Source organism: Natronincola ferrireducens (assembly GCF_900100845.1).
Taxonomy (GTDB): domain Bacteria; phylum Bacillota; class Clostridia; order Peptostreptococcales; family Natronincolaceae; genus Natronincola_B; species Natronincola_B ferrireducens.
The window spans coordinates 42355-64209 of sequence record NZ_FNFP01000011.1; the positions used below are offsets into that span (position 1 = coordinate 42355).

A 21855-nucleotide genomic window follows, 5' to 3' on the forward strand; every position below is an offset into this window, starting at 1 on the left:
AAAAGATTTTTCTTTAGCAATTTTATAATAGTGCAAGAGATAGTTATTCAGACTTCACTTTTATAGTACCCAATTTATAGAAAAAACGTATTCGGAATGGTATAATGTATAAAAATGGACTTTCAATATAGTTTTTAATAGATTGGGGTGGAATAATGGATACATACACACCAGATAGCAGTGGAATAAATAGTTTAGGTGGGTTTTCTTATCAAATTAGGGTTTTTGTATATTATATGTTATTACTCGAGGATAAAATGCAAATAGAATTTGAAACAATAGATGATGTTAATATAAAAAAAATTAAACCTAATGAAATAGATAATAATGATGAAAATTTTATTAGTAAAATAAGTGGAGTAGATAGTAACATAGCAATACAGGTTAAAAGAACAAGTATAACGGAAAATACAGCTCAAAAAACACTTCTGAATTGGATACTACTTGAAACATCGGAAAATGTAGTAACTAAGTATGTATTACTTACTGACCAAGAATATAATAATAAAGATATACTTTTTAATAAATCAGCCAAAGAATTATTTCAATGCATTGAAAAGTCAGATAAAAGTGCCAAAGCAATTATAACTAAAGTTAAAAATAAATTTAAAAATAATTTCAAAGAATTTGAGAAAAAATACAACTCAATAAATGAGAAGTATGAATTTATTGCATTTGATAATATTGATAAGAAAATAGATGAAGCTAGTGCTATTTTATTTAGAAAAGCAGGTATAAATAAAGTGGTATATTATAACAGAATAAAGGAGTTACTTCAACATGTTACAGTTGAAGTAATGGAAGCTGTTAATAATAAAAAGGCATACATATTTAGTTTTGATGAATTTATGGCACTAATAGATGATATATGTTTCAGAATAAAAGAAGAAGTAATGAGACCACTTTACTCTAATTTTAAAAGGATGAATAAGGTTGATTTTAAAGAATTGCACATAGCCAATTCGAGAGAGTATCAACAGTTGGTCGCGTGTGAATTACCACAAAATTTAATAGAACAACACTTGGGATTTAGTGGATATTATGAAAGTCTTAAATTTTCGTATATGGAGACAAATAAGATTTGCAAAATTAAAGATATTGAAGAAACAACCTATGAAAATTTTGAAAATGTGAAATTTAGTTTACAGCGAAGTGGACAAGATAACCCCTATAATCGATTAGAAGAAACAAAAAAACAAAGCAATTCTTATGCAGATAATGAACAGATTAAATTCGGTTCTAGCATATACTTAACAAAAGAGGAAATGGAAGATATTCAAATTTCTTGGGAGGATGAAGACAATGAGAAACCTCAAACTCGAAATAGAAGCAATTCAGATTAGTATTTATTGTGATATTATTATTCATATCTTAAAAAAGCACAAAGAACTAAGCATAAGCAAGTTATTAGTTTTTTCATACTTAATTAAAAAAGAAAGATTCATACCAAGTAAAGTTTACAATGGAAATAATACTCAGGATATAGTTTGTAAATGTATTTCTTTGCTCGCGGGTGATTATGATGAATATTGTAATAGTATACAATATATTATTAAGGCAATTCACCTGCTAATAACGGATAAAGTATTACAATTGAGGAATAATCATTTGCATTGCAAAACAGACATAAAGGTGAAAAAAACATTGTATGATGAAAACATATTTATGGAAAAAGCCATTGAAGCGAGCAAAAATATGACAGATAGACAATTTTTGAAAGAGGTAATGTATAATGTTTAAAATAAATAAACTGATTATGTATGGAGTAGATGATAGAGAGTATATATATAAATTCGCATCAGGAGTAAACTATTTTAAAGGGAAAAATAGTTCTGGAAAAACGGAATTTTATAGTTTTATAGATTTTATGTTTGGGTCTGCAGAAGATATTAGTAAGAAACCTTGGTATAATGATACTTTAGAAAAAGCATCAATTATATTCCAAGTAGATGGTATTAAATATGTTATATCGAGAACCCGGAATACTGAAGAGAATTATTTACATTATGCTGATGAAGAAGAGGGGGAAAGTATTAACTTACGAGAGTATAAAGGAAAGCTTAACTCTATATTTACTAAGGATGAGAGTGTATTAAAAAATATAAGAAATTTTACAGATGAAGAGTTGACCTATAGGGCATTTACAATGTTTAATTTTCTTGGTGAGCAAAGACAAGGTGTTATACATGATTTTTTAGATAAGTGTAGTGATATAAAATATTCTGTAAAACTTGCACCTATATTAAATTTTATTTTTAATAAAAATTTAGATAAAATATATGAACTTCAACAGGAACTAGATTTATTATTAGAAGAAATAAAAGGGTTAGAGGAGTCTTTAACAAGACATGATTTCATATGTACACTAGTTAATAATAATTTACAAAAATTGGGTTCTAATGCTTGGTATACAGGTAAAAATGCTTCTGATGTAAAAAAGCAACTTAATGACATAAAAGACTTACAGAGTGTTGTCAAGAAGAAAGACGAAAAAAATATAGCTGATTTAGAAGTAATGTATAATAATATTTCTGAGCAAATAAAGATTTATGAAAATAAGATATCTGATACAAAGCAATTTAAAAAAGATAATAGTAATAGGAAAATGCTATTAGAAAGGTTAAATTCGCTACTTGAGGAGAATCAAGCATTCGAATATTTGATTAAGCCACTTGAGAAATTAGTTTCTGAACTGGATAATACGATTTCATTTAGCAAGTATATTATAAGTGATAATACAATCAATGAGCTAAGGAAACAACGAGATGATTTGAAAACTGAAATTAAAAGAAATGACGCAAGATTCAAATGTTATTCTATAGACGAGAAAACAAAAGCGATTGCATTAATTGAAGATTATTTATCAGTTAACATTAGTTTTAATGATAATGAACTTAAAGAAAAAAGAAAAAGAATTAAAGAAATAAGGAAAGAATTAAGAGTATTACAAAATTCTGATGACTCATCAAAAAGAGAAAAACTTTCTCAATATATCACTAAGCTTTATCAGTCAGCACAAGGGATATCATCTGTAGTAGATGATGATATTAATCAAGAAGGTTTTAAAATAAAGTATTTTAAAAAAGGGAATATTTTACAGCCTGTAATTATTGAGAAAACAGATGACGAAAAAGACTCTGAAAAGAAAAAAGAAGTAAATTATTATATTGGTAGCATGGCTAGGCATACATTAATACAGTTGTGTGGGTATTTTGGATTTCTTGATATGCTTATAGGTGATAACAAATATCCTCTAATTCCGATTCTAGTTATAGATCATATTTCAAAGCCATTTGATGAAAGTAATAAAAAAGCTATAGGAACGGTGATTAAGGCTGCGTATGAAAGTATTGGCAAGGATAGGTTGCAGATATTTATGTTTGATGATGAAGATTATGAATCACTTGATCTGAAACCAGAACACTCTAATAATTTAGTTACAGATAAAAAAACTGGATTTAACCCTTTTTATATCCCTTTACCTAAACAGCAGAATGAAGATGAAACAATTAAAGATAAGACAAAAGACTAATTATTTTAGAAGGTATAATCAAGGTTGAAAAAGTTCTTAAATATTTTTATGTGACAATTAAAAAATAATGTGAAATTCGAATTGATTGTATATTATTTAGATAAGCACTTAGTAGTATTAAACTAAAACTATATTAATAATATCATGGTTTAAATGGAAAATGAGAGGATATATCCCTTTTATCGTCTCCACACATGTGGAGACAGTTGTGTTGATAACGAGAAAGTGAAAATGGGAAAGCCTTGAAAATAATGAGTTTTATAAGTGAAAATAAATCTGTCCACTCAACTTTAACCCTCGATATGCGTTCATAGGAACATATCGAGGGTACATTTTTGGAAAAAATTTTATTCTAAAATTACAGAGGGTTGAGTTGACAGATTAGATAAATTTGTAGGTTTGAGAAGATAGGATGGATGTATATATGCAAAGGTCATTATTGGGTATAGAATAACAATTATTAAATTCAAAGTAAAAATCATCCGATTGCAAATTAGAATAACCCGAGATACAGATATATCGTGTGGAGATGTGTCAGTCTCCTAGAGGAAAAAGGGGTTGACTGCAACTCATCAACCATAAACGAAAAACATTGCTTACAGCAGTTATCAAAGCTATTAACGAACTACTAGCTAACAAAGAACCTTTCATTTCAATATTGCAGAAAAACATAACTACTGTTCTTAATGAGGAAAAGGAAAATGCCATCGCTGATATCAATGGCCAACTGGAAGAATTACAGCAACAGCTACTTCAACAAGCAAAGTCTAAGAATGATTACAACGAAGTGGCTGATGAGATGACAGAATTCTCGAATGAGCAGTCCTACGAGTTGGAGGAATATGATGAGCAACTGGTAAGGCGGCTTATTGAGAAAAGTGATAGCTGACAATAAATTAGCCATGCTAACAATAAGACCAAAAACCTTCAAAGGTCGGCTTAGCCGGAGTTGGAATTTTAATTTTTTATAATAGCACAACCATCTTAATAATTCTTAATAGTTTTCTATCCTATTTCTTAAGCAGTTTTACTTAGAATAGCATATATAATCTACACAATAAGATTAGGTGGTGTTAAGTATGTTTAAATTTCTAAAAGAATTTGTTAAAAAACCTCGACTTATTGGAGCTATTGCTCCAAGTAGTAAATATCTTACAGAAAAAATGATAGAGAATATAGACTTTTTAAAAAGTGAATGCATCATAGAATATGGTGCAGGTACTGGAGTTTTTACAGAGAAACTCTTGGCAAGAATGAAAGATGATACACTTCTTTTGGTTTTTGAGAATAATAGAAATTTTTACCAGGAACTTGTTAAGCACTATGGGCATAAAAAGAATGTTAAAATAATAAATGATAGTGCTGAAAATGTGGTAAGATATATGAATGAGTATAATTTAACGAAAGTGGATTATATTGTATCAGGAATTCCTTTTGCTTCGCTACCGTTTAATATAGCTGAAAATATATTAAAGGACACAAAGAAAATACTAGCTGCTGAAGGGAAATTCATAACATTCCAATACTCTTTAATAAAACTACAGACCTTTAAAATCTATTTTAGAGAAATAAATTATAAAAAAGTTATACTTAACATTCCCCCAGCATATGTACTAAATTGCAGGGTACAGGAGGAAATATGATGGATAAGATACTTGTCGTTGATGACGATGCCAGTATAAGAAAACTAATAGAATTATATTTAATAAACGATGGTTATTCAGTAGATATTGCTAGTGATGGGATAGATGCTCTGAACCTACTAGAAAAAAATGAATATGATTTAATAATACTAGATATTATGATGCCGAAGCTGGATGGAGTAGCTACTTGTTTAAAAATTAGAGAGAAGGAGACAATGCCAATCATATTTCTATCAGCCAAGGGAGAAGAAATTGATAAAATAGAAGGTTTAACCGTTGGAGCCGATGATTATATTACAAAGCCATTTGGATCAATGGAATTATTAGCAAGGGTGAAGGCACAACTAAGAAGATACAAAAAGTTCAGTGAAAATCCCATAGATAAGAATATAATTGAGATTGGGGACTTAGTTATTAATACGAATACCCACGAAGTTAAAGTAAGAGGAGAACAAGTAAAGCTAACACCGAAAGAATTTGATATATTAGAAACTTTGGCCAGAAATAAAGGTATTGTATTTAGTGTAGAAAAACTATATGAAACTGTATGGAAAGAGAATTTTGCTGTATCCGATACCTCTATAGTAGTTCATATCACAAATATAAGGCAAAAAATAGAGTTAGACCCCAAGTCCCCTCAGTTCATCAAGACCGTATGGGGTGTGGGGTATAAGATATGAAGCGTAAAATGTTAAGTAAAATATCAATAAAGTTGATACTATTGAATATCACTGCTTTTGCCATTAGTATAGTAGTCTTCATTCTAGTTACTAGCGTTTCAACGTATTTTATAATAATTAGGTACGCCGATAAAATGGATATACCTATGGTTTTAGCCCATAACATTTATTCTTTGTTCTTGACTGTTTTACCTATAATTATTTTCATTGGGATCTTTTTGGTAGGGATAAATAAGCGGGTTAAATATCTAAATTATATAATAAATAGTTTAAAGGGAGTGAAGGAACAGGTTTATTTGGAAGAGCTAAAGCTAGATGGGAATGATGAAATTACAGAGTTAGCAAGTAGTATCAATATTATGTCTAATAGACTAAAGGAAAACTATGAAAGAGAAAAGAAAATCGAACAAGGTAAAAATGACTTGATTGTGGCAGTGTCCCACGACTTAAAAACACCGTTGACTTCTATAATAGGCTATTTAGAAATAATCAATAAAAACTCAAACACATATAACCATGAGGAAATTGAATATCTAAATATAGCATACGAAAAGAGCAAAGGCTTGAAAGATTTAATTGATGAATTATTTGAGTATACAAAGCTTGCTAATGATTATGTTGTTTTAGAAAAATCACCTTGCAACATGGTAATATTAGTAAAACAAGTTGTTGGAGAGTATATACCTTTGTTAAAACAAAAGAATATTTCAGTAGAAATAGATTGCCACTCAAAAGAGCTATGGTGTGAAATAGATGTTCAAAGCATCATAAGAGTTCTAGATAACATTATAAAAAATGCTGAAAAATATAGTTTTGAGAATACAGAATTAAAAGTGTTTATAGGAAAAATAGGAAATGAAATAAAGATTACCTTTCAAAATGCTGGAGAACATATTGCGGGTGAAGAACTAGAAAAGATATTTGACAAAATGTATAGACTAGATAAGTCAAGAAATCAAAGAATCGAAGGGTCTGGATTAGGACTAGCAATCTCTAGAAGAATTATTGAACTCCATGGAGGAAAAATATGGGCCCAGTGCGACGGTAACATTGTAAAATTTAACATAACCCTTAAAATGGCATAGTTCAATACTAAAGACTGTGCCTTTATAATTTCTTAAAGATAATAAAACCCTATGTACGATATTGTACTTCCTTAATAATTCTTTATATTTTTCAAGTAAGTATCTTAATACTTTACTTCTAGAATGTAAGAGAAACTAGCCGAAAAATATGTAAGGAAAAAACACAATATTATGCGTGGGAGGAAATAAGATGGATTTAATATATTTTTTTATATGCTTTGCTCAACCAATAATACTATTTACCCCTGAAATGGTGACTATTACAGCAGGAAGCTTGACATTAGGTGCTTTTAAAGGTTTTATGATTGGCTATTTTGGCATTCTAATGGGGATTGTAACGATGTACTTTATGGGAAGATTTGCTCAACAGCGCATAGTAAGACATATAGGGAAGGAAGAATTATTTAATAAATACACCAGACTAGTTGAGAAAAATGGCGATGTTATTATCGGCGTACTATTTATATTACCTATACTACCAGACAATATAATATGTGCTGGAGCAGGTATAAGTAAAGTTTCATTAAAAAGATTTATTTTTATTGCAGCTATATCAAAGCTAATAACAACGTTTCTCTATGCATATTCTGTAGAATTAGCAAATGTTTTTTCAATAAGCAAGCTACAGCTAATATTGAGTAAGTTGTTAATAATGACCCTAATTGTTTTGGTAAATCAATTCATTAAGAAGAAAGAACCAAGAAAAATGAAACAATTACATGATATGAGCTAGGGCAAGTGCTATATCTTCCGTAAAGGTAGGAAGACCTCTAGGCGATAATGTATAGGGTGGCATAAGATAATTCAGGAAGTTATTGGTAAGGGTTTAAAATGAAATAATTCAAGTTGATATATTCCCGCTTACCGATAGTGCTAAAAATACCATGGATATGTTTCCTTGCACTGATAATCCTAATGACATTCATTCTGTCCTCACGAGCCATGTGGAAACTGTCGCTAAACTATCTAGGATTTAGAAGGGTTTCACTGGTTATAAAACTAAAAATAACACTACTTTGCCACCCGTTATTACAGCAGGGTGGCAAAAAGTTGCATTCTTTGAAAGCGACTTCCATAAAACTGTTGATTTTGATAATCTGCTTTTAGGTGTACAAGGAATAGAAATATATAGATAACCTAATATCTTATATAAATTGATGTTATTCTAAAAGTTTGATACAGTAAAAGTAATAACTAGATTGTAAAAAACAAAGGAATAGATTATTATCTAGCACCTAGAGGATAGTTAGGAGAAAAATTAAATATGAAGAAGATAAGAAAACAACGGAAACTACGAAAAAAACAAGAAGAGAATTTCAATGATTATATAGATTCTGATGAAAACTTTTATTTCATTGTTGGATATACATCTGGAGGAGCACCATATGGAATTACATGGGAAGAGGCTAGTAAAGATGGATTAATTGAAAAGGATAGCTCAAGTAAGAAAAGCAAAGAAGATGATAAGATTCCATTTTGATTTGCAAATAAAGCTGAAGAAACCTAGGCAGGATAAAATATAACAATGAGCCTACCATTTTTTGAGGAATCCCTTAAAAATATCAAGCTTTGTTAGTTGACAATAGGGCTTGAAAGAAAAGAGATGAGAAAAGCAATGAATTATAGCGAGTTTATGAAAGCAGTTGATGAAAAACTATCTGATATGTCTGAAGTAGAAAAAACTGAATGGATACATAATATGGCTCGGACTACAAATGAGAATCAGAGAATTATATTTTTAAACTCCTTAACAAAAAAACAAGAGTATTGTCTGGAAATTTCTATAAAAAAGGAGATAAAAGAGCTAGAAGACTGGTGTAGAAAAGTAAAAGATGCAGAAATCTATTTTGAGTGTAGCGGTTATGAAGAGTATGGAGACGGTTATTGGGATAGTGATTATACTTATGAGTATTCTGATATCTTTGAAATAGGAAAAGAGCTTTCTAGAGTATTTCAGATTTTAGAAGGCTTGTTATTCCAAAAAGAATACCAGCAGGCGGCAGCATTATATGATGTGCTCTGCAGTATACCCTTTTCGGCATTGGATAGCGATATAGAAGAGTGGAGTGAGTTGGAGCTGGAGGAACTTGTAGAAGAAAAACTGGTAACGCTGGATTTAAAACGTATTGCTCTGAATATGATGTATGCAAAATATCAAGTTACTGAAGGGGAAGAAAGAGCAGTTACACTGTACCGGTATCTTTCATGGGACATGTGCAAAAACATAAAGGTAGAAGAACTGTTTACGGTAGGACCGGAAGAGCTTAAAGGAATAGACGGATTTATGGAGGATTGGATTTCTTTTCTGAAAAACACAAATGGCGACCAGGCGGGAGGTTTGCTGTCGGAGGCATGCATATATCAAGGTGGTATCAGCCGTCTATGTGAAGTAGCTAGAGAAGCATGGGAGAGACATCCGGTTTTATATCATCATGCTTGTAAGTATCTGCTACATGAAAAAAAGGAGGTTGAGTGTATAAAGCTAGCAATGGAGGCTATTAGTGTATTACCTGAAAAGTTGCTTATTAGGGGAAATATTGCAGATTTAGCTGCAAAAGCTGCTGTACAGTTGGAAGACACTGATATAATTAATCAATGCTATGAGGCGGCTTTTTATTCTCAATCAACACTGTACCATTATTTGCGATTATTTGAGCTTTCAGATTATCAGAATATAGCAGATAGGGCGGTTAAGTATGCAAAAACACTACCTGAGAACTCTATGTGGGAAGAATATCATAAAAATAAACAGATGATGGTGAATAGTATTTCAAAGGAACATAAGATGCTCCTCCGGTTTTTTAACGGAGAGTTTGATTATATTTATGAAGAATGTAAAAAAGATAGAATTACACTAGGCTGGAGCAGCAATTTTAAGGGAACTGTTGTACCACTTTTTATTTTGCTATTATACAAGAATAAAAAGATTACAAAAGCTGGTCAACGATTGATAGATGGAATAGAATACAGACTGGGATCCACTGAAGACTATAGACAAAGCTTTACGGACCAATTTTTAGGCTGGAAAGAAAAAGTAGTTCTAAGAAATGAACAATATGAAAAGTATATTGGTTGGCTGAAGGAGGAAATAGATAAAAGAACTGAGGCTGTTGTAGGGGGAAACCACCGAAAAAGTTATTATAAGGCAGCGGCACTGATAACAGCATTAGGTGAAACATTGGAGTCAAATGGGAAGTTACATGGAAGAATGGTTACGATAGAACATTATAAAAAAATGCATCCCAGAAAAAGAGCATTTAAAGCAGAATTTGAACAGTTTAATGAGGAATAAACGAATAAATAATTATTCCACTGTTATGAAGGAGAGGTTCGAAATGAATAAGACTAACCCGGAGAAAGCAATTAAAGAATTGACTATAATGCTTATGTATTTAACACGATTTAATGAAGGAGATCGTTTTGGCTCGAATTTTGATATGGCTTGGAAGGGATATGATTTTGATATTATTAATGAACTGGATGAGGAAGATTATATCCGACAGGGTAGCCATCGATCTAAGTCTGTAGCAATTACTGAAGAGGGGATAAAATTAGCAAAGGAACTATTACATAAATACAACGTATTGGATTGGAAGTAGGAGGAATAGTATCGTTAGATGTTAAAGGATCTGAAATAAAATGATACACGCCAAATAATATGGGAATAGCACATCAGCATGTATGCAGAGTGGTTACAAAATATGAAAAGATAGCTGGTGTAAAAAATCCGCAAGAAATAATAAATGATTTGCTCCTTGATATAGAAAAAGACCGGATTTTGTAGATGAACTGAGTAAAATTCAATAATTATGTAGGAAAGGAGGAGAAATAATTATGAATAAAAGTAATAATAAACTTCAAATAAGAAACAGTACAGCAGAATTTTTAATTTTTACATCACAAACAGAGGAAAATTCTATTGAAGTCATGATTGTAGATGAAAACGTATGGTTAACTCAAGACATGATTGCGACACTTTACGGGAAAGGGCGCTCTACCATCACAGAGCATTTAAAAAATGTCTTTGTAGACGGCGAATTAGATGAAAAATCAGCATGTCGGAAATTCCGACGAACTGGTGCTGATGGAAAAGTGTATAACACTAAATTTTATAATTTAGAAGCAGTGATTGCAGTGGGTTTTAGAACAAATTCTGAGCGAGCTATAGTTTTTCGTCAGTGGGCAACTTCAGTATTGAAGGATTTTTCTATCAGAGGCTATGTTATTGATAAAGAAAGGCTAAAAAATGGAGCATTTCTAAATGAAGAGTATTTTGATCATTTGCTAGAAGAAATTAGAGAAATTAGAGCTAGTGAAAGAAAATTTTATCAAAAAATAACAGATATTTATGCTACTGCTATGGATTATTCTCCTGATGCTTTGACAACGAAAACATTTTTTAAAACTGTCCAAAATAAATTACATTTTGCAATCCATGGTAAAACAGCTGCAGAGCTTATAGTAGACAGAGCGAATGCAGAGAAAAAAAACATGGGATTAACAACCTGGAGAAATGCTCCTAAGGGAAAAGTTCTTAAAAGTGATGTATCAATAGCTAAGAATTATTTAACTCTCGAGGAAGTGGACTCCCTTAATAGAATAGTTACCATGTACCTTGATTATGCTGAAAATCAAGCAAAAAGAAGAATTCCAATGACGATGGAGGATTGGGCAAGCAGGCTCAATGCTTTCTTGCAATTCAATGAATATGAAATATTAAATAACTCAGGAAAAGTCACGGCAGAAATAGCAAAAGCCTTTGCCGAAAGTGAATTTGAGAAATATAGGATTGTTCAAGATAGGCTGTTTGAGAGTGACTTTGATAGGTTGTTAAAGGAAAGTGAAGTTGAAGAATAGTGAGTGTTACTTTGGAGAAGCTTTAGGTTACTTACTATTGTGGATATTAAGAGATATTGCATGAGATTAGTGAAGAATTATATTGATAGAAAAACAAATGGGTGGCAATGCTACCATCCAAAAGTTATAGGAAACTATGGAAAGATATAAAAAGCAGAGAGGGCTTATTATATCAACTACATAACTTATAAAGGGGTCCAGGAGGCAACAAAAGAGGAAAGAAGAGCTTTTGCCTACAAACATCTTAAAGTCTTTTGTATTGCTAATATATTTTTTGTAATTTATTCGATTATCTCCCTTATATTTCATTATTCTACAGGATTAGATGTAGGAGTTTTTATAGTGATTATTATCATTTCAGCTATTAGAACTGTCCCCTATGAGCTAAAGGAAAAATAGAATATTAAGTAAAGAATTGTGGAATTTTATAGAAAATTATAGATAAATTATTTATGAGAGGAATGGTGTAATGTCAGTAACAGATTTCGGAGTAGTTCAAAAATGGGCTCAGCTACCTGAAAATATAAAAAAACTTATTTTAGCAAATGTATTTTGTCCTTCTTGCGGAGTCACAACCATTAAAAAATATACTTTGCATGATGATAAATCTGATATTTTACTTAAAGGTAAATGTAGTAAATGTGGCAAGGATGTAGCGAGGTTTGTTGAAAATGAATAAATGCAGAAAACTTAAGCTTATGAAGAATTATGTACCGTGTAAGGCCGTTGAAAACGAAGAAATTTTTCGCAATGGCATCTTCAATTTCAATATTTCAAGAATCCTTGAAGATATTATCAAGAGAGAGTTAGATGTTGAAAGGGAGGATATAAATACTGCTGATTGGTATAGAATACACTTTCATGGTTTAATTGACGAAACTCATTTACTGTCGGTTGATATAACAAAGCCAGTAATTCAAGCAGAAATTATACCAGGCAGATATGAAATAATTGATGGTAACCATAGGTTAGAGAAAGCATATAGAAATAACATAGAGACTGTAAATTCATATAAGCTTAGGAGAGCAACTTGTTAGATATTTTACTGACACATCTGGATATAAAACATTTGTAGAATATTGGAATTCTAAGCTTTAATTCAAGCTAAAAATAAAAATGCAAAGCATATGTATAACAATTATAAAACGGATTCAAAATAAATATTAAACAAGAAATTTGATGAGTTCCGTAGCCTTTCCTACATTTCAACATTTTCTATGCTGTTTTAACAGCTTCAATAAACTCCTGAAACTCATAAATGTAAAGCCATCATGATCATTCTTGATTCATGATGGCTTTATATTTATATATATTATGGGGGAGAATGTCTATTGGGTTTTGTTTTCGTTTTCTGGCTTAGGTGTAGGTGCTGGCTTCGGTAATAGCGCCTTTTTGGATAACCCTATTTTTCCTTGAGGACTAATTTCCATTACCTTTACTTCAACGAGGTCACCTTCAGCAAGGATATCCTCAACCTTTTCGACTCTTTCGTGGGCAAGGTTGGATATGTGGATCAAACCTTCTTTCCCTGGTAGAATTTCTACAAAGGCACCAAAATTCATGATTTTGACAACTTTGCCTGTGTAAATTTCACCTATAACCGCATCTTTTACGATGTTTTCAATCATTTCCAATGCTTTTGCAGCAGATGCTTGATCTGATGCAGCAATGTAAATCGTTCCATCATCTTCGATATTGATTTTAACACCAGTAACATCAATGATATTATTGATGACCTTGCCACCTGTACCAATAACCTCTTTTATTTTGTCGGGATGCACTTTAAATTTGGTAATCTTAGGTGCATAGGGGGATAACTCAGCCCTAGGTGTGGTGATGGTTTCCTTCATTTTATTTAAAATATGTAGTCGTCCAGCTCTAGCCTGCTCTAGGGCCGCCTCCATAATGCTTCTATCTATCCCAGCTATTTTAATATCCATTTGCAGGGCAGTAATACCATCCTCAGTACCAGCCACCTTTAGGTCCATATCTCCGTAGGCATCCTCCATACCTTGAATATCAGATAAAATAGAAATTTGACCATCTTCTTTTATGAGGCCCATGGCAATACCAGCCACCATACTTTTAATGGGTACACCAGCATCCATAAGGGAAAGTGTGCTACCACAAACACTTGCTTGAGAGGAAGATCCATTACAGCTAAGCACCTCTGATACCACCCGAATAGCATAGGGAAAATCTTCTTTGCTTGGAATCATAGGTGCAAGGGCTCTTTCAACCAAAGCTCCATGGCCAATTTCTCTTCTACCCGGACCCCTCAAGAATCGCACCTCCCCAACACTATAGGGAGGGAAGTTATACTGGTGCATGTATCTCTTTTCTTCTTCCTCACCAATACCATCTATACGCTGAACGTCCCTCAGGTCCCCGAGGGTAGTAACGGTTAATACTTGGGTTTCTCCCCTTGTAAAGAGGCCAGTCCCATGAGTTTTAGGTAAAATTCCTACTTCAGTCCATATGGGTCTAATTTCGTCTGGTTTACGAAGGTCTGGACGAATACCATCGGCAGTAATCATTTTACGGGTTTCTTTTTTAATAAGCTTTGCTAGAATGCCATGAACTTCTTTAGAAGAACCTTCATACTTTTCTTCAAAATGTGCCATCGTTTCAGCTTTAATTAGATCGATATTTTCACTTCTCTCAGCCTTGTCAGGAGTTTTAATAGCATCAGCTAATCTCGTACCTAAGAATGTGCTGACCTCTGTTAAGAGAGTTTCATCAGCTTCTTCAATAATCACTTCAGTTTTAGGCTGGCCTACCTCAGATACAATATCCTCGATGAAGCCTATAATACTCTTAATTTCCTCATGAGCAAACATAATGCCATCTAATATTTGTCCTTCTGTTAGTTCATTGGCACCTGCTTCAATCATGGTAACTGCATCCTTTGTTCCTGAGACCACTAACTCTAATTGGCTAAGCTCCTTCTGTTGACTGGTGGGGTTGATAATAAATTTATCGTCAATCCTCCCAATTAAAACTGAAGCTGTTGGTCCCATAAAGGGGATTGAGGATACTGAAAGGGCGATTGAAGAGCCAATCATGGCTGCGATATCGGGAGGACAATCCTTATCCACCGATAACACGGTAGCAATGACTTGAATTTCATTATGATAACCCTTGGGGAATAGGGGCCTAATGTGTCGATCGATTAATCTAGAGGTTAATACTGCCTTTTCACTAGGCCGACCCTCTCTTTTGATAAAGCCACCTGGTATTTTACCAGCAGCATATAATCTCTCTTCGTAATCACAGCTTAGGGGTAAAAAATCAAGACCTTCCCTAGGACTTTTAGAGGCACATGCAGTAGCTAAAACAACTGTATTGCCATATGTAACGGTACATGAGCCATTGGCAAGCTCCGCTGTTTTGCCAATTTCAACAATGAAAGATTTTCCTCCAAGCTCGGTTTTAAAGGTTTTTGCCATATAAAATCACTCCTATTCTTTCTTTTTCATCTTATGTTACCTGATTAAAGGTATCTTTCTACATCTTCTACTTTAAACTGTTTCATTTGAGGCGATTGATTTTGATAATATTGCAATGTATAGTAATCCTGTGACTGACTCATTATGGTTAAATTAGTAATATCATATTTTTTCAAGAATGCTTCAGTTTTTCCTATGTTCTCTAGGCATAGTTCTTGTTTGTTATAATTTTTTTCTAGGCCATAATGCCCCCTTAACCAATCTAATAAAAGGCAATCTATAATATCTTTTTCCTTCATAGTTATCCCTCCAAAGCTATAACTTTAAACTATAGTAAAATTTTTATTTTTTACAAACAGCTACCATTAAGTAGTATTTCATATCTTTTCTAGGGATTTCAATTGTTGTATCGATTTGATGATACATGGTTACTTGACCAAAAGGCTTTAGCACATCAATAAACTCCTCCTCAGTATATTGATAAACATGGAAAGGGCAGCTGCAGGGATGATCCTTCCCGCGGCCAAAGGGGGTTGAGATGATAAGAGTTCCGTCTGGTTTTAGGAGGTTATAGAGATTTTCAACGAATTGTTCATCTCCTTTAAAATGTTCAATGGTTTCAAAGCTAACAATCGTGTCAAAGGCGCCATAGATTGTATAAAGATCTTTATTTAATGCATCATCTACATGATAGCTTGTTTTAGCAAAAGGATAATGCTCTTTGGCGTACGCAATAGATTCTTGATCTATGTCAATACCGACTAATTCTTTAATTCTGGGGTTGTCCTTTAATAGGATTTCGCTACCATAACCACTGCCACAGGCAATGTCTAATACACGACCTTTGCAGAAGGATTTAGCAAACTCATAGCGAGCTATATGTTCAATAAGCATGCCATTTCTTGGGTTCATTAACTTAGGTATAACTCTTTCTCCTGTATATTTCATAGTGTTTCCTTCCTATTTTTATTCGTATTTATTATAACCATTTATAACTAATTAGTATTATAACAAATAAATATAGTTTAAGCAATTTTATGTGGTTTTAAACTTGTTCATATACAATTATTTGTGTATACTAATAAGGGAAAAGATTGCAAAGGAGGATGCCAATGAAGGAGCTATTAAGTCAGAGGGAAAAGAAGGAACTGAAGAGAAAAAGTTTTTATGATATAATACAACGGGATGTGGAAGAAATGATAGAATTATATCAGAACAACCTTGCATTGTTAAAACAAATAAAAGACAATGTAGAAGCAGAGAATAATAGAGATCAGGAACTAGAAGTGTTTAGCGAGCTTATATATCGTACCGAGTATTTTGCATATCAACTAAAATCAAAAGGACCTAAGATAGACAGACCCATTTGATGAAAGGAAGGGTAATATGACGCGGGATATTGATAGGGAAGATGAGATTATGACCATTACTGAGGTGGCACAGTACTTAAAGATCAGTGAGGTTACCACTTACAAATTTGTACAACAGGGGAAAATACCAGGATTCAAAATAGGCCGTCATTGGCGTGTGAAGAGAAGCGATCTGGCAGAATTCATAGAAAAACAAAAAAGAGGCGAAAGAATCTAACGGATATCTTCCTTCATAATGAGAGGCTATTAGCTAATGATTATAAAGGAGGAAGAAAAATATGGATATAAATGATCAAATTTCAATAGAGGAACTGTTACAAACTTGGGTGAATCTTTCCTATAAGATGTTTATTGGAAGGGAAAAAAATAAGGAAGATATTGAAACCCGTAGACAAATCATTGATAGATTAAGAGTAAAGGGAATTGAAAACATTATGATATCTGGTATGGATGATGCATCCTATACTTTAACATATAAGCACCAGGGTAATAAAGTAACTAAAAAAATCATGATAGAAAAGTAGGTTATTATAAGGATAGGTCCTCTAAATGGATATATCCTCAATTTATTTCAATAAATTAGCTGATATATTAAGTTTGCTTTTAGGCCAAAATTAACCTAGAGGGTAGAGGGTAGAGGGTAGAGGGTAGAGGGTAGAGGGTAGAGGGTAGAGGGTAGAGGGCATAGTCAATCTAGATGAAATCTATGAAGAAGAAGAGCTCGACATCAAACTACTTTATGTTGTCATGACAAGAGCTCTCCATAAACTAGATCTGTTTTTTATGAAGAATACGATGCCTGTTTTAGAGGATATTGATAAAGAAACGCATACAAAGTAAAGATATCTGATAATTATTAATATAAACAAATACCTTGCCTAGTTGATTATACTTTGATATAATATCTCCTTGTGGCTAGTAATTATAATTATTCTTAAATAAAAGTAAATATCGATATAGATAGAAAATAGATTTTATTTAAGAATTAAACATATGAAAAACGTTGGAATGGATTGATATTGTTAATCTTCCCTGTTTAGTCTACAGGGAATTTTTTATTTTTGTCTAAGTAAGAAGAAGGAGATGGTTTTATGATTTATTTATTAGGAAAAAAGAAAAACAGGTTGGCTCATTTGTTTAATTTACTTAAACAAAACAAAACAATCATTAAGAATGATATTTTATCCGGGCTAACAGTAGCCCTAGCACTAATTCCAGAGTCGGTGGCATTTGCATTTGTGGCGGGGGTTAGTCCTATACTTAGCTTACAAACTGCTGTTATGATGGGACTTGTGGCAGCTATTTTTACAGGAAGACCTGGAATGATTAGCTCATCGACAGCTGCAATTTCAGTTGTATTTGCATCCCTGATTGCACAACATGGCTTAGATTATCTCTTTGCCACCGTAGTTCTAATGGGAATTATTCAAGTAGCAATAGGGGTATTAAGATTAGGAAAATATGCAAGGATTATACCCTATCCAGTTATGCTAGGTTTTCTTAACGGGCTATCTATCGTCATGTTCTTAGCCCAATGGGCGCAATTTAAAGTAGACGGGGTTGTGATGATAAATGGCGTTGAAACGATACAGAAGGTTTGGTTGCCTACGACTGATATGAGCATCATGCTGGTATTTGTAGTGTTTACAATGGCAATTATTTATTTTGTACCTAAGTTTACCAAAGCCGTTCCATCAAGCTTAGCAGCTATTATTGTAATGACAATTATTGCAGTTATTTTAGACAAAGGTGGTTATCATCTAAGAACTGTACAAGACTTTGCTGGAATGGAGCTAAGGGGTGGATTACCACAATTTTATATACCTCAAGTTAAGATAAGCATGGATATGTTAAGGATCATTTTGCCATATGCTATAATTGGAGCCCTAGTTGGATTAACAGAGGCGGTACTGACCCTTAGGGTTATTGATGAAATGACGGATACGAGAGGCCGAACCAATAGAGAGTGTGTAGCACAGGGCCTAGCCAATACGATCAATGGATTCTTTGGCGGAATGGGTGGAGATGCCATGATCGGGCAGTCTATCATTAACATAAAGTCAGGTGGTAGAACAAGATTATCAGCACTAGTAGCACCAGTAGCACTACTAGTGTTTATTATGTTTGGTTCAAGCTTGGTTAATGTGATTCCTTTAGCGGCCCTGGTGGGTGTTATGTTTATGGTTGTTGTAGGAACATTTGAGTGGCAAAGCTTAAAGTACGGAAAAAAGATACCTAAGCAAGATTTTGCAGTGATAGCGGTAGTGACTTTAGTTACAGTATTTGTTGATTTAGCCACAGCTGTAATTATAGGCGTTGTCTTATCGGCATTGATGTTTGCTTGGGAAAAAGGGAAAGTCATTTATGTCAATATAGAAAACGGCGAAAATGGTGCTAAGACCTATAAAATAAACGGATCAATATTTTTTGGTTCTGTATTAAACTTCAAAGAGTTATTTGATATTAAAAATGACCCGGAGGATGTTATTATTGATTTTAAATATGCTAGAGTAATGGATCATTCTGCTATTGAAGCAATTAATGCCATAGCAGAAAAGTACGAAAGTGTAGGAAAAAAACTAACTTTAATTCGTCTCAGTGAAGATTGTAAAAAGCTTTTCAAAAATGCCGAAACAATTGTATGTGTTAAGATAGATGAATCACAGTGTATTACATCTCAGTATCGATACGTATAATGATAAGAACATAAGGTAAGGAGGTAAAGCCTTGAGACTAATAAAGAAAATGATTCATAAAGATGTAAAAAATCTAGACGGCAGGACATTTGAAAGAAGAGCAGCCAGAGGAATTATTCTAAAGGGCTCAAAGATTCTCCTGTTATATACCAAGAGATATAATGACTATAGCTTCCCTGGTGGGGGAGTAGATACTGGGGAGGACTTAATCACTGGGTTGAAAAGAGAACTGGCTGAAGAAATTGGCGCTAAGAATATCGAAGTCCTCAGGGAGTTTGGATATATTGATGAATATAGACCCCATTATAAACCTGAATATGATCTCATCCACATGCTATCCTATTTTTATGTATGTAGGATTGATGAGGAATTAGGGGATGCAAACCTTGAGGGTTATGAAATTGCCAACGGCATGGCTTCTGTTTGGATTGATATCCATGAAGCAATCAAGCATAATAAAGAAGTTATGGTAAATCAAGAGGTCTCCATGGGACTCTCTATTGAGCGGGAAACATTAGCTTTAGAATTGATAGCAGAAGAGCTATTATAGTTAAATTAAGGCATCTATCTTCTATAAATGGGATAGATGCCTTTTTATATCTAATAAAATCAGTTATAATGATTTAAGAGGAAAGAAAAAGGTTTTAAACAATATACTTATAAGATAAAAGAAAGTAGTTTAATCTTTAAAGGTTAAAAACTGCATCAAGGGAGGCAGATTAAGTGAATGCAAAGACATTAGTACAAGTAAAACCAAATAGAGGGTCTTTTTTTTATGGATGGACAATTGTCGCTATCGGGGCTTTAGGGCTCCTTTTTTCAGGACCAGGGCAAACATATTCTGTATCTATTTTTATCAATTCTTATGTTGAAAACTTTGGCTGGAGTAGATCGCTGGTTTCTAGCTATTATTCGATGGCGACATTACTGGCAGGCTTCATACTGCCTTTCGTTGGAAGGGCGGTTGATGCCGGCGGTCACAGAAGACTAATCGCTATTATATCCACACTGTTGGGAATGGCTTGTTTGTGGATGAGTTTTGTGACACAACCAATCATGTTATTTATAGGATTCTTTTTTCTGAGGCTTTTGGGTCAGGGGTCTATGACCTTGATTCCTTCAACCCTTATTCCTAAATGGTTTAGTCAGCATCGGGGCAAGGCTTTAAGTATCATGGCTGTAGGTAGTGTAGCTGGGTCTACCTTTTTACCGCCTGTTAACAATTGGTTAATTACCAATTATGGTGTTGGTTTTGCTTGGAGAGTATGGACGATTTTATTGATAGGCTTCATGGCTCCTATGGGCTGGACATTCGTTAGGAATTGCCCTGAAGATATTGGAGAAGTTGCCGATGGGCATATTCAATCTTCAGAAGAAGCCACCAGTCTTAAGTATGTAACAAGAACCTCGATTAATGAAGAATCATGGACATTGAAGGAAGCTATGAGGACTCGGGCTTTTTGGTTAATGCTATTTTGCATGGTGGTACCGTCCATGCTGAATACAGGAATCACCTTTCATATGGTATCGATTATGGAAATAAAAGGGTTTTCTTCTACCTTTGCAGCCTTGATACTAAGCATCACTGCCATGGTACAATTTCCCTTAACTTTTTTGGCGGGATATGTGGTAGATAAGATACAGGTTAGCTACGTAAAAGCCATCAACTTTAGCCTTTTGCTAGGGGCTATGGTAATGATTTTATATAGCAACTCAAGTCAATTCCTTATTGCTTATGCTGTCGTACATGGGGTATTTGTTGCCTTTGACTCCGTCAGTACAGGGGTCCTATGGCCAAATTACTTTGGAATAAAAAACTTAGGAAAAATCCGGGGCTTTGCTATGTCGGCTATGGTGGTAGGCTCAGCCCTAGGACCATTACCCTTTGGTTATGCCTATGATTTATTTAACGGATATGGAGAAATTATATTGCTGATGATGGTGTTTCCAGTGTTAGCTAGCGTAGCAGCACTGATTTCTCCTGCACCAAAGTATAGAGGAGAGAATGCTACTATAGATTAATTGATGATGTTCTATGTTTTTTAAGCAGAGGTACTATATAGTTTAATAGCATATAAAGAATTAAATGGGTGGCAATGCCACCGAATTGCCACCCATCCCAAAGTAATAGGAAACTATGGAAAGATATGAAGAGCTATTATGCATTCTTGAGTTCCTACATTTCAACGTTTTAGGATTATTATAAAATACGTCAGAATATATATAATAGATGATAAAATAAATGATTGAAATAAACGGCGCATGTAGAGTGTTGTGTTTTGATAGAGAAGAGATAGTTGTAGTCAAAAGGTTTCCAGGTTTTTAACTAAAAATTGAAGAGTGAGAAATGTTCCCCTAGACAATAAGTTTAGGGGATTTTGTGTTTGCGAGGCATGTTGCCGAGCCGATGGTTTGAAAGAAAACCTGCCACCTAGCTAATGGGAAGGCAAGCTGTAGTAGTGAGTAAACCTATACCAATGAAAGCTAGTAATAGACTGGAGGACAAAATATAGGTGACACATGGCAGAGTCCATGTGGCTATC

The 21855-nt window shown here is 33.4% G+C and carries 23 protein-coding genes; 20 read left to right on the forward strand and 3 right to left on the reverse strand.

The window, feature by feature from the left end:
- Nucleotides 1-155 precede the first annotated feature (155 nt).
- The 14 genes from BLS22_RS15430 to BLS22_RS14015 all read left to right on the forward strand — a co-directional run bounded on the left by BLS22_RS15430 (nt 156) and on the right by BLS22_RS14015 (nt 12834).
- The gene (locus BLS22_RS15430) at nt 156-1343 is read left to right on the forward strand and encodes a hypothetical protein (RefSeq protein ID WP_244269561.1); all 1188 of its coding nucleotides are present in this window, start codon (nt 156-158) and stop codon (nt 1341-1343) included.
- Nucleotides 1303-1740 carry a hypothetical protein gene (locus BLS22_RS13955; protein ID WP_090554851.1) on the forward strand — a complete coding sequence of 146 codons (438 nt, stop codon included), beginning with the start codon at nt 1303-1305 and terminating at the stop codon, nt 1738-1740. The genes BLS22_RS15430 and BLS22_RS13955 overlap by 41 nt, the downstream gene beginning before the upstream one ends.
- On the forward strand, nt 1733-3532 hold the full coding sequence (locus tag BLS22_RS15435; protein WP_244269562.1) for a hypothetical protein: 1800 nt from the start codon (nt 1733-1735) through the stop codon (nt 3530-3532). The genes BLS22_RS13955 and BLS22_RS15435 overlap by 8 nt, the downstream gene beginning before the upstream one ends.
- Nucleotides 3533-4124: 592 nt before the next feature.
- Complete coding sequence (locus tag BLS22_RS13965; RefSeq protein ID WP_090554854.1) at nt 4125-4421, forward strand: hypothetical protein; 297 nt, start codon at nt 4125-4127, stop codon at nt 4419-4421.
- A gap of 190 nt (nt 4422-4611) precedes the next feature.
- Nucleotides 4612-5175, forward strand: a complete 564-nt coding sequence (locus BLS22_RS13970; RefSeq protein ID WP_090554856.1) for a class I SAM-dependent methyltransferase — start codon at nt 4612-4614, stop codon at nt 5173-5175.
- The gene (locus BLS22_RS13975) at nt 5172-5855 is read left to right on the forward strand and encodes a response regulator transcription factor (protein ID WP_090554858.1); all 684 of its coding nucleotides are present in this window, start codon (nt 5172-5174) and stop codon (nt 5853-5855) included. Before BLS22_RS13970 ends, BLS22_RS13975 begins: the two co-directional genes overlap by 4 nt.
- A complete protein-coding gene (locus BLS22_RS13980) occupies nt 5852-6940 on the forward strand; it encodes a sensor histidine kinase (protein ID WP_090554860.1) in 1089 nt (362 codons plus the stop codon). Before BLS22_RS13975 ends, BLS22_RS13980 begins: the two co-directional genes overlap by 4 nt.
- A 190-nt stretch (nt 6941-7130) precedes the next feature.
- Entirely contained in the window at nt 7131-7673 is a 543-nt protein-coding gene (locus tag BLS22_RS13985; protein ID WP_090554862.1) for a TVP38/TMEM64 family protein, read from the forward strand.
- A 531-nt stretch (nt 7674-8204) separates the two neighbouring features.
- A complete protein-coding gene (locus BLS22_RS13990; protein WP_090554864.1) occupies nt 8205-8420 on the forward strand; it encodes a hypothetical protein in 216 nt (71 codons plus the stop codon).
- A gap of 123 nt (nt 8421-8543) precedes the next feature.
- Complete coding sequence (locus BLS22_RS13995; RefSeq protein ID WP_244269563.1) at nt 8544-10232, forward strand: hypothetical protein; 1689 nt, start codon at nt 8544-8546, stop codon at nt 10230-10232.
- A gap of 43 nt (nt 10233-10275) precedes the next feature.
- Entirely contained in the window at nt 10276-10539 is a 264-nt protein-coding gene (locus BLS22_RS14000; RefSeq protein WP_090554866.1) for a DUF6429 family protein, read from the forward strand.
- A 235-nt stretch (nt 10540-10774) separates the two neighbouring features.
- Nucleotides 10775-11797, forward strand: a complete 1023-nt coding sequence (locus tag BLS22_RS14005) for a virulence RhuM family protein (protein WP_090554868.1) — start codon at nt 10775-10777, stop codon at nt 11795-11797.
- Nucleotides 11798-12266: 469 nt separating this feature from the next.
- Nucleotides 12267-12476, forward strand: coding sequence for a hypothetical protein (locus BLS22_RS14010; RefSeq protein WP_090554870.1), 210 nt, complete (start codon nt 12267-12269; stop codon nt 12474-12476).
- Entirely contained in the window at nt 12469-12834 is a 366-nt protein-coding gene (locus BLS22_RS14015) for a ParB N-terminal domain-containing protein (protein ID WP_208974709.1), read from the forward strand. The genes BLS22_RS14010 and BLS22_RS14015 overlap by 8 nt, the downstream gene beginning before the upstream one ends.
- A gap of 291 nt (nt 12835-13125) precedes the next feature.
- Here the strand turns inward: BLS22_RS14015 and BLS22_RS14020 are convergent, their stop codons facing one another.
- Genes BLS22_RS14020 through BLS22_RS14030 form a run of 3 tightly spaced genes read right to left on the reverse strand, consistent with a single transcriptional unit; the run spans nt 13126 to nt 16194 of the window.
- On the reverse strand, nt 13126-15246 hold the full coding sequence (locus tag BLS22_RS14020; protein WP_090554872.1) for a polyribonucleotide nucleotidyltransferase: 2121 nt from the start codon (nt 15244-15246) through the stop codon (nt 13126-13128).
- 44 nt (nt 15247-15290) lie between these two features.
- On the reverse strand, nt 15291-15545 hold the full coding sequence (locus BLS22_RS14025) for a hypothetical protein (RefSeq protein WP_090554874.1): 255 nt from the start codon (nt 15543-15545) through the stop codon (nt 15291-15293).
- 43 nt (nt 15546-15588) lie between these two features.
- Nucleotides 15589-16194, reverse strand: a complete 606-nt coding sequence (locus BLS22_RS14030) for a class I SAM-dependent methyltransferase (RefSeq protein ID WP_090554876.1) — start codon at nt 16192-16194, stop codon at nt 15589-15591.
- A 164-nt stretch (nt 16195-16358) separates the two neighbouring features.
- Here BLS22_RS14030 and BLS22_RS14035 point away from each other — a divergent pair, with 164 nt between their 5' ends.
- The 6 genes from BLS22_RS14035 to BLS22_RS14060 all read left to right on the forward strand — a co-directional run bounded on the left by BLS22_RS14035 (nt 16359) and on the right by BLS22_RS14060 (nt 21334).
- Entirely contained in the window at nt 16359-16616 is a 258-nt protein-coding gene (locus BLS22_RS14035) for a hypothetical protein (RefSeq protein WP_090554878.1), read from the forward strand.
- 16 nt (nt 16617-16632) lie between these two features.
- Nucleotides 16633-16833 carry a helix-turn-helix domain-containing protein gene (locus BLS22_RS14040; RefSeq protein WP_176762200.1) on the forward strand — a complete coding sequence of 67 codons (201 nt, stop codon included), beginning with the start codon at nt 16633-16635 and terminating at the stop codon, nt 16831-16833.
- 61 nt (nt 16834-16894) lie between these two features.
- Nucleotides 16895-17140: a hypothetical protein gene (locus BLS22_RS14045; RefSeq protein ID WP_090554880.1), complete on the forward strand. Its 246-nt coding sequence runs from the start codon at nt 16895-16897 to the stop codon at nt 17138-17140.
- Nucleotides 17141-17707: 567 nt separating this feature from the next.
- Nucleotides 17708-19312 carry a SulP family inorganic anion transporter gene (locus BLS22_RS14050; protein ID WP_090554882.1) on the forward strand — a complete coding sequence of 535 codons (1605 nt, stop codon included), beginning with the start codon at nt 17708-17710 and terminating at the stop codon, nt 19310-19312.
- 31 nt (nt 19313-19343) lie between these two features.
- Nucleotides 19344-19862: an NUDIX domain-containing protein gene (locus BLS22_RS14055; RefSeq protein ID WP_090554883.1), complete on the forward strand. Its 519-nt coding sequence runs from the start codon at nt 19344-19346 to the stop codon at nt 19860-19862.
- Between the two features lie 173 nt (nt 19863-20035).
- On the forward strand, nt 20036-21334 hold the full coding sequence (locus BLS22_RS14060) for an MFS transporter (RefSeq protein ID WP_090554885.1): 1299 nt from the start codon (nt 20036-20038) through the stop codon (nt 21332-21334).
- The last annotated feature ends 521 nt before the right edge of the window (nt 21335-21855 follow it).